The sequence below is a fragment of the Bradyrhizobium sp. UFLA05-108 genome, from assembly GCF_059803455.1.
The window spans coordinates 123,566-132,490 of the sequence record NZ_JBANAZ010000017.1 but is presented as its reverse complement, the minus strand read 5'-3'; the positions used below and the strand labels follow the sequence as shown (position 1 = coordinate 132,490).

5 protein-coding genes and 1 pseudogene are annotated in these 8,925 nt (G+C 58.1%); 1 reads left to right on the top strand and 5 read right to left on the bottom strand.

Going from position 1 to position 8,925, the window contains the following annotated elements; translation table 11 throughout:
- On the bottom strand, positions 1 to 499 hold a 499-nt coding region (locus SO140_RS15295; protein WP_498542767.1), incomplete at its 3' end, for a phytochelatin synthase family protein.
- A 583-nt stretch (positions 500 to 1,082) separates the two neighbouring features.
- Here SO140_RS15295 and SO140_RS15290 point away from each other — a divergent pair.
- On the top strand, positions 1,083 to 2,114 hold the full coding sequence (locus tag SO140_RS15290) for a hypothetical protein (protein ID WP_449378908.1): 1,032 nt from the start codon (positions 1,083 to 1,085) through the stop codon (positions 2,112 to 2,114).
- Between the two features lie 904 nt (positions 2,115 to 3,018).
- Here the strand turns inward: SO140_RS15290 and SO140_RS15285 are convergent.
- From SO140_RS15285 to SO140_RS15270, 4 genes and pseudogenes are all read right to left on the bottom strand, one after another.
- A pseudogene (locus tag SO140_RS15285) lies at positions 3,019 to 3,906 on the bottom strand (IS3 family transposase).
- A gap of 175 nt (positions 3,907 to 4,081) precedes the next feature.
- Positions 4,082 to 5,374, bottom strand: a complete 1,293-nt coding sequence (locus SO140_RS15280; protein WP_474799118.1) for an HlyD family type I secretion periplasmic adaptor subunit — start codon at positions 5,372 to 5,374, stop codon at positions 4,082 to 4,084.
- Between the two features lie 8 nt (positions 5,375 to 5,382).
- Positions 5,383 to 7,098, bottom strand: a complete 1,716-nt coding sequence (locus SO140_RS15275) for a type I secretion system permease/ATPase (RefSeq protein ID WP_449378910.1) — start codon at positions 7,096 to 7,098, stop codon at positions 5,383 to 5,385.
- A gap of 162 nt (positions 7,099 to 7,260) precedes the next feature.
- Positions 7,261 to 8,826, bottom strand: a complete 1,566-nt coding sequence (locus SO140_RS15270; RefSeq protein WP_498542766.1) for a hypothetical protein — start codon at positions 8,824 to 8,826, stop codon at positions 7,261 to 7,263.
- Positions 8,827 to 8,925 lie beyond the last annotated feature (99 nt).

Below are 8,925 nucleotides of genomic sequence, written 5' to 3'. Positions count from 1 at the left end.
CAACACCAGCACCAAAAATTTGCGAGCGATCGAAATTCACGATGTAGCGTCGGCCGGGATCGTTTGAGCGACGCAGGTGCTCCAGAAACTGGTCCTCGCTGAGATCACGCAAGACTGTGACTTTCCGGCTCGTGTTGGTCCTGGCGACCTCGGCCAGTTCATCAAGCGTGAGACCCAGGATGCATACCCCTGTCCAGCACCGCCCTGTGCCGGCCAACACCTCGCCCTCCGTGCTTGCCGCCTCGCCAAGTGACCTGTACGCATTCGCAACAGCGGCAGGTCCGCAACGAGAGCCATTTGACTGCCAGTTCACGTTTCTCTGGAATGTGGCTGCCACTGGAAGGTGCCACGCGCGTTCAATAAGCTCGGGTGTACGCGTTACCGAGGACGCTATAACTTCTGATGGCACGCGTGACTGGCTGACGACCCGGGCCCCGGCAGCCAGTAGACCCGCCGCAACTACCGTGCTGATGATACTGACGTAGCGCCATCGCTTCATGGGTCGTCTGAACCTAGCGGCAGTCACGACAGTGCCCTGGCGATTATATCCTCGAGCTTATTGGCGGGAAGAGAGATCCATCTGAACGCCCGTTGAGGGCCACGAGCGCCATTCTAGCGATCAAACCGCCACTTCCGGTCCACCAGAGCAGCAGACGTTGTGACCGGCTGTTGGCAGGTCTCTGAAGGGCCCAATCCAGAATCCTGCGCCGCCGAACGGCGCGTATTCATGCGTGCGAGGACAGAAATATTTCGGGTTTAGCTCGAAACGAAACCCCTGCTATCCACTCCTCAATGCACAAGTTGTCCGAGCTAGCCCGGATTTTTATTGGGACATGCGGGTGAATTGGTCAGCGGTTCTGATCTCACAGAGCCTTTGCGTGAACCCCATCGTTCGAGCTTTTGCGATGCGAGCGATCAGGCGTTGCGGTGAGGGAGAAGGATTTGTATGTTTCGCGCAAGACCTGCTTGGGCGCCACAGGAGTTCCCAAATCGGCATAAGTTCGCGAGAGCTGCGAGAGCGCGATGAAGAAGGCGCCAATAGGGCCTCTAACGAGGTTCAATTTGCGCTCGTGATCGCTCGCATGATCGAAACGGTAAAGACCGATCCTGAGCTGATGCGCCATGCGATCTATGATTTGGCGCGCCATAAGCTTCAGGAACAACTCGTCGATTCGGATTCGACAGATACCCGTCAGGCCACACTCGCGCTCGAAACCGCAATCCGAGGCGTCGAAGAATTTTCACGACAGCAGATCAATCTGCTCCCACCATCTTCGGTGCCGCCGCCGGTTTTGACGCATGATCCGCGGCCGCGGGAAGCCTCTCCCCCGTCTGAAGCTGATGTAGGGCCGATTCGTCCGAAAGTTGGAGCCGATCGCCATCCCTTGCGGGCTGTCATGACGCGAACCGCTTTGGTCCTGTTAGTCGTTGGAGCCGCCCTTACAGCAGTGCTGCAACGCGAACGGCTGATGACCCTGGGACAACCCTTCCGGGGACACGGAGGACGGGTGGTCTCCGACACGGCGGCGACGATATCCGACGCCAGCGCAATAGCCAATGCGGCCTTCAAGCCGCCTCCGCCGCCTCCCGCCTTCCCGCGGCCGACCGACTACGGGGTCTATGCAATTGCAGGCAACGTCCTGACCGAACTGAAACTGCTGCCTGGCCGCGCGCCTGATGTCAGGGTCGCTATCTCGGCCGCATTCAGGCTGCCTGGTAAAGTGATCCTGCCGAACGGACAACCTGAGTTTATAGTCTTTCGGCGGGATGCCGCGACCAACATATTGGAGCGCGCGGAGGTGCGGGTGATCGCCAGGATTACCCGCGATTTTTCAGCCGCTTCCGCAGGCCAAAGGCTTGACGACAGCGACGCCTGGGTCATCAGGAATTTCTCTTACCCGTACCGGGCGACTCCCGTATCGAACAACCCAGAGATGTACAAGCTCCACAGCGAGGACCCAGCGCTGCAGCTTCCTCCCGGCCACTATGCGCTGATACTCAAGAATCAGTCCTATTATTTCAGTATCGAAGGCGACATTGTGGATGCAAGGCAGTGCATCGAGCGGGTCGTCAGTACCAATGGTACCTTTTATTCAGCTTGTCGGAAGTCGTGAGACTCGCCGCAACTCGCCACTGCGCGCGCATCCCAATCCTCTCTGTTTGCAACTGCCTCCGCCACCTGCTTGCGAAAGCCGATCGGTTCGTGAACTGCTGAGCATACCGAAAACCAGTCGCGAGTTGATCCACTCGCGGCATTGCTTTGCCTGCTGCTTTTCCCTCGCTCGCGTCGAACGCGCGTACTCAGGATTCGCGCGCCCGGCGGACAGCGGCCTCCAGCTTTTGCTTTTGCTTCCGCTTCTCCCAGCGCAACTCCTCGTCTTGAGCCCGTTTTTTGAGTTGTGCACGCTCGCCTTCGATCGCCCTTGCCTTGGCTTCGATCTCCGGCGCTCCGAGCGCACAGAGCTCGGGTGCCGGTATAGCCGGCCAATAAGAAGGGTCCAGCCCCCAAGCCGGGAGACACCGTCGGCTCCAGCTCATGCTCGAACCAGCAGAATCCGCCGGTCCTGCGGCAGGATACTTCCAACATCAAAGATTTGCCGGAAAACAAGAGCGGTCCGAAGAGCTTCGACGATGTAGAAGCGAGGCTTTTCTTACGAGGAAATCGGCCTACGGCACGAGATGAGTCAATTCTATCGGCTCAAAGCGACACTCGAGGAATTGTTTGGCCGCCCTGATGTACATGGAGCTAAAGGAAAATTCGGACCTAGCGGATTGGAAAAAGCATCGAACAAGCTTTTTGGACGCAGTTTGGCTTTCAATTAGATCAAGCGTCCGTATCGCCGATGACGAATGGTTCAATGACATCGATGAGGCAATCGAGCGCGGGCGCCAACACATTAAGCTAGCCCGAAAAGCCTCTGATCTTTTCGCATCACTTTCTGCGACCCTATTCCATATCGTCTTCACGCAGATCGGTTTTATGCCTACTCGGCAGCCGACTGATCTTGCCCCCAAGTTTTATCCAGCCCTGAGTTCGCCCCGGTCGTTGAATTTGCCCAGTTGGGCGGTGGGAGCGACTGGAGCTGGCGCGGAGCCTTCGGCATAGCGCAGCGCCAGATCCCGTTGCGGATGGCAGGTGAAGGCGAACTCGGACGGCGACTTCCATCCGAGCTGAGAGTGTGGTCGCGCGTCGTTGTAATCGGCCCGCCAGCATCCGAGCGCGACGCGGGCCTGGGCCAGTGACGTGAACAGCGTCTCGTTGAGCAGTTCGTCCCGTAGCCGGCCATTGAAGCTCTCGATGAACGCATTCTGCATGGGCTTGCCCGGCGCGATGTAATGCCAGCCGACGCGGTTTTGATCGGCCCATGTCAGGATGGCGTTGCTGGTGAGTTCGGTGCCGTTGTCGCTGACCACCATCCTGGGCTTGCCGCGCTCGGTCATCAGCCGGTCCAGTTCCCGTGCTACCCGGGCGCCCGAGAGCGAGGTGTCAGCCACCAGCGCCAGGCACTCGCGCGTGCAATCATCGACCACGGTCAGGATGCGGAAGCGGCGGCCATCCGTGAGTTGATCCGACACAAAGTCGAGCGGGGCCATCGGCACCGTCATCGGCGCCCGGGTCCCAAGGGCCCGCTTGTGGCCGCCGCGGCGGCGTTTTCATTCCCACGAGATCCTTGAGCGCCGCATTGTCCAGCATGGCATCAGCCAGCAACCGCTTCAGCCGTGTGTTCTCGTCCTCCAGCGTCTTCAGCCGCTTGGCCTCCGACACCCGCCGAACTTGGCCTTCCATTTGTAGATGCTGGCGTCGCTGACGCCGTGCTCGCGGCACAGATCGGCAACCGAAACCCCGGCCTCATGCTGCTTCAAAATCCCGATGATCTGCTCTTCCGAAAAGCGGCTACGCTTCATGCTCTGGTCCTTGTTTGGGCCAGAGCGAACTTCAATCTGGATTAAGCCTGTGGGGCAAGGTCACGAGTATGCCGGCAGGCACCATCGTCAAGCTCGGAAGCAATGGCGGGAACCTCTTGAGCGCCATGAAGATCGGCACCATCGTAAGTCTTCGGGAGGATGGCGCTTGCTCTGATCACTTCTCCCGCATGACGCCTCGCAGACGGTCTTTGAGCGGGCGGACCAAATAATCAAGAACCGTTCGCTCGCCGGTGGGGAAAATCACGTCCGCAGGCATTCCAGCTGACAAACGATCCTTAACGAACGACGGTATGTCATCCACGACAACTTGTGCAAGGAAGTACGGTTGTTTGGTCTGTTCGTCTATGAGGCGATCGCGGGAGATACTCTCTACCTCCCCCACAATGATCGGAAGGATACGCGCTTGAAATGATGAGAACCTGACTTCCGCGGGCATACCAGGCTGGAGGTTTTCCGTATCCTGTGGTTGCACGTGCGCCTGCACAATGAGGGCGTCGTGCTCGGGGACCACATCGACCATGGGCTCACCCGGTTTGACGACTCCGCCAGTGGTAAAGACCCGCAGATTTTGCGCAACGCCTGTGCTTGGAGACAAGATGTCCACGCGAGACAGGACGTCCTGCGCGACTCTTACTTTCTCACGAAGATCATTGATCTTCTGTCGCGTTTCGAGCATCGAGCTAGCAATATCCTCCCGGAACTTTTGGCGAAGTTGCCGGATCTGCAGACGCGCTTCTTCGATGCCGTTGCGGGCCTTTGATTCATCCGCCATTGAGCGTCCAAGCAAACCTTCCAGGCGGCTCCTTTCGCGCTCGAGCGCCATCAATCGACTTTTCTGGGTTAGCTGATTTTCAAACAAGTGACGGACGTCAACCAATTCTTCATTGACATACTTGAGCTGATTCGCGGTTCCGCTTCTCTCCTGCGTTAGACCTTCGATCTCCGATCGATATTGATCGATCTTGGCGTCAAGTATTTGGACCTGACCTTTGAGGGAGCCGCACCTCTCGTGAGATTGAGCCACTTGATCGGCAATTGCCCGCTTGACGTTCGGATCGTCGGCGCGATCAAGCAGCTCCTTGGGAAATGCTATTTCGTCCTGGCCATCCCGTTCAGCGATCAAACGCGCTTCCTGGGCGATCGACGAATCCAGCTGGTTTCGCTGCAGCTCATATCCAGCCTTTGCTTGCGTAAGGTCCAGTCGGAATAAGACCTGCCCGGCTTGGACGTGTTGTCCCTCGCGAATGCGGATTTCGCGAACGATACCACCCTCCAGATGCTGGATGGTCTTGCGGTTGGTTTCCGCGGACACAACTCCGGTGGCGGTGATCGCACTATCCAGCCGAGCAACGGCAGACCATCCACCTAGAACGAGAAAAGTGCCGACTATGACGACGTAGCCGGCTGTGGCTGGGACCCTCCAGTCCGGAACGGAATTCTTACGCATCGTCGCACCTATCGGACGGCTGTTGCAGCACTGGCGACCGCCGCGATTTTCGGACCGCCCATCAATCTAGAAAGAATCTCAACGCGACCGCCGAACGCCGACACCCGTCCGGCTGCAAGCACGAGCACTTTGTCCACCGCGGCAAGCATCGCGGTCTTGTGCGATATAACGACAACGGTCGAGTGCGCTCGCTTCAGCGCCTGGATCGCCTCCATCAGGGCCGCTTCGCCTTCCGAGTCCAGGCTCGCATTTGGTTCATCGAGTATCACGATCGGTGGCTTTCCATAGAGCGCGCGAGCCAAGCCTATACGCTGCCGCTGTCCACCCGATAGGATAAGTCCGCCTTCGCCTACCTGGGTATTGTAACCATCGTGCAAGCCTTGAACCAACTCGTGAACTCCAGCCATTTCGGCCGCAGAAAACAACTTCTCTTCGTCATGCTCGCCGAACCGGGAAATGTTTTCTGCAAGCGTGCCGGAAAACAACTCAATGTCTTGCGGAAGATATCCGATATAGGGGCCAAGCTGATCGCGATTCCAATGAGCCAACTCAGATCCGTCAATTCTGACTTTCCCAACGGCGGGTCGCCACACTCCAACCAACGCTCGTGCCAAGCTGGACTTACCTGCTGCGCTCGGACCTATAATTCCCAAGACTTCACCAGGCTGCAGGGCGAAAGAGACTTCGCGGATAACGGGCTCCTTTGCGCCGGGGGGGATTACGAGAATATTCTCGACTGAGATCCGGCCCTGGGGCGGACGAAGAGTGATTTTTTCGCCTTCCTCGGGAAGCATTTTCACAAGATTGCTTATCCGCTCGTATGCAGAGCGAGCTGCCAGGAATGTCTTCCATTGTCCGACGGCTATTTCGACCGGGGCAAGCGCGCGCCCCATGATGATCGAGGCCGCAACCATTGCGCCGGCCGAAGTCTCCTGATTGACCGTCAAATACGCACCAACTCCGAGTATCGCGATCTGGAGAAACGCTCGAACGAACTTGCTGAATGCCACAAGAAAACCGGCCCGATCACTTGCGCCCGCCTGCAATTGCAGGCCTTCACTATGTCGATCGGACCAACGGTCCCGTAAGCCCTTGAGCATGCCCATGGCATAAAGCACGTCAGCGTTCCGGAACGTCGCTGCTGCGTACGAATGGGCCAGGACCGAATTGCGAGAGGCGTCCTTCAATTGATTCCGCGTCAATAGCTCGTTGGCCAACGCTAACGCAAAAATGAGCAATGCCCCCACACCAGCAACGTAACCGAACCAGGGATGCATAATGAAACATCCAGCGACGAACACAGGAACCCAAGGCGCGTCGCAGAACGCTATGAGGCCTGTGCCAGTAAGGAACTCGCGAATTGTATCGAGGTCTCGTAAAGCCTGCGCATGGTTTGTGCCCGGCTGAACAATCGTGCCGCGCAGGACCGTATCAAACAACGGGCTCTTTGCCTTTTCGGCGAACAGAAGGCCAAGCCTAACAAGGACAGACGATCGGATTTTCTCCAGAGCTGCATACACGATCAGGAGAAAGCCCGCGATGATGGTCAGCGCGACCAGCGTGCCGATGTTTCGACTGCCCAAAACCCGATCGTACACCTGGAGCATGTAGAGGGGGCCCACAAACGCCAGCAGATTTATGAAAAAGCCAAAGACAATAGCGGTTGCGAAGCCAGGGCGAATAGCCTTGGACGCGTCGGCTAAAAACGATGGACGCTTAGACATGGGCGACTAATTTCCTGGAGGCTGGTAGTCTCAATGCCTCATTGAAAATATTTCGACAGCTCCGCAGCCCTCTTTGCTGCTTACGTGACGGCCGCGACAATCGACTGTTGTCTCCTCCAACCATCAGGCAACTCATAAAATGGCTGATAGGCTTGGTCGATCTCACGCCAGGGTAGTTGTAGTGTGGTGCACATCAATTCCGACGATGCTGAGCGTCGAGCCATCCGACACGCACGCTTCGTGATCGGGTTGAGCCTGGTTGGCGGTCACATCACCCGGCAGAGCGGCATAGTTCACCTGAGCGGCGGGCGCGCCGGTTGCCGTGAGCTGGTTCGCCAGAGCAGCGGGCCCGCCGGTCGCCGTGAGCTGGTTCACCTGAGCGGTCGGGTCGCTGATCGCCATGACCTGGCTCACCTGAGTGGTCGGGTCGCTGATCGGCGTGACCTGGCTCACCTGAGTGGCCGGGTCGCTGATCGCCGTGACCTGGCTCACCTGAGCGGTCGGGTCGCCGGTCGCCGTCACCTGGCTCACCTGAGCGGTCGGGTCGCTGATCGCCGTGACCTGGTTCACATGAGCGGTCGGCTCGCCGGTCGATGTGACTTCGGGCTGTACTTGCAACACCGGCGCTTGGATCGCGTCAGCCACATGCACGGTGCTGGAGTGATTGTCGGCCGCGACGGTCGTATCCGAATGCTCAACCGCTGTGGTCGGCGCCGTCGAAACATGCTGAGGAGAGGCATGGTCCGGCGTCAGATTTGACGGGGCGGAGGAACTGACAGAATTGGAGGCGACGGTTATCAGTTCCCTGGCGACAATCGGAAAGCCGTCACCCTGCAGGTGAAAATCCGCCAACTTCAAATCGAGATCATGCTCGGCACGGACTACGTCATTCCCGGAACAGGCAGCCACACTATCGTGATGAGATGACTCGGGAGCGGGACCAGACGGCTTGGCCACCAGGCCGGCAATCGCCGGCTCATTGAAGTGGTGAACAGCGTCTTGCCCGTCAAGATGGAGCGCCGCCGCAGTCAAGACGGACCGATCATCCGTGCCGTGAAACGCCTGAAAATTTTGCAGCAGGCTGTCGTCAGCAAGCGCCTGTCCGATATGTGGACAGTGCTCTCCGTGAGCGGGCTGTGCATGATCGAGTGACACGAGGTCATCAGACGGCTTGCTAACCGAACCGCCTATCGCCAGGCTGTCCCAAACTGAGGCGATTACGATTGCGGAATATGTCGCCGCCAGATCGTGACGATCGAGGAACCATCCGAACGACTTCTCCGGCCGGCTACCGTCGTCGGCAGTCGCATTCAGTTCACTGCTCTTGACGTAGCCCGTGACCACCAGGGCGGCCAACAGTGTGGCGGGATGCAAAAAAACGGTCGATCGCGACGAATGCTGCTTCGGCAAAACGTACGGATGGGAATCCAGCAACTCCCGCACCAACCTCTCGAAGTTTCGGCCGCGAAGCACTGCTTCAGTGAAATTCGAAGCGACAACGTATTCGCCGCCGATGCGGGCAAAGTGAACGATTACCTCTTCGTTGTCTTGCCGGAAGAAAACAAACCAGGGCTCGCCCTCATCGGTGAGCCCACGATCTGTTGAAATCCCAACTCCGGATTTTGTCAGGGCATCTTCCACCCTGTAGAATTCCGCCAGCTCCGGTTGGCTCCAATCGCCGCGCTCGCAGGCCCGAAAAAAGGTAAGAACCTGATTACTTTGCAGCATGAAAGTACTCAGCCCAATGGTGAACTCGCTACGTAACAGCAACCGCTCATCGTAGATGCGGCCAAGCTCCCCCAGGGCCGGAAAGTACAATCGAAAGTG

Coding starts and splice junctions, on each gene's coding strand:
- SO140_RS15290 (WP_449378908.1), top strand. CDS start 1,083: ATGATCGAAACGGTAAAGACCGATCCTGAGCTGATGCGCCATGCGATC.
- SO140_RS15280 (WP_474799118.1), bottom strand. CDS start 5,374: ATGCGTAAGAATTCCGTTCCGGACTGGAGGGTCCCAGCCACAGCCGGC.
- SO140_RS15275 (WP_449378910.1), bottom strand. CDS start 7,098: ATGTCTAAGCGTCCATCGTTTTTAGCCGACGCGTCCAAGGCTATTCGC.
- SO140_RS15270 (WP_498542766.1), bottom strand. CDS start 8,826: ATGCTGCAAAGTAATCAGGTTCTTACCTTTTTTCGGGCCTGCGAGCGC.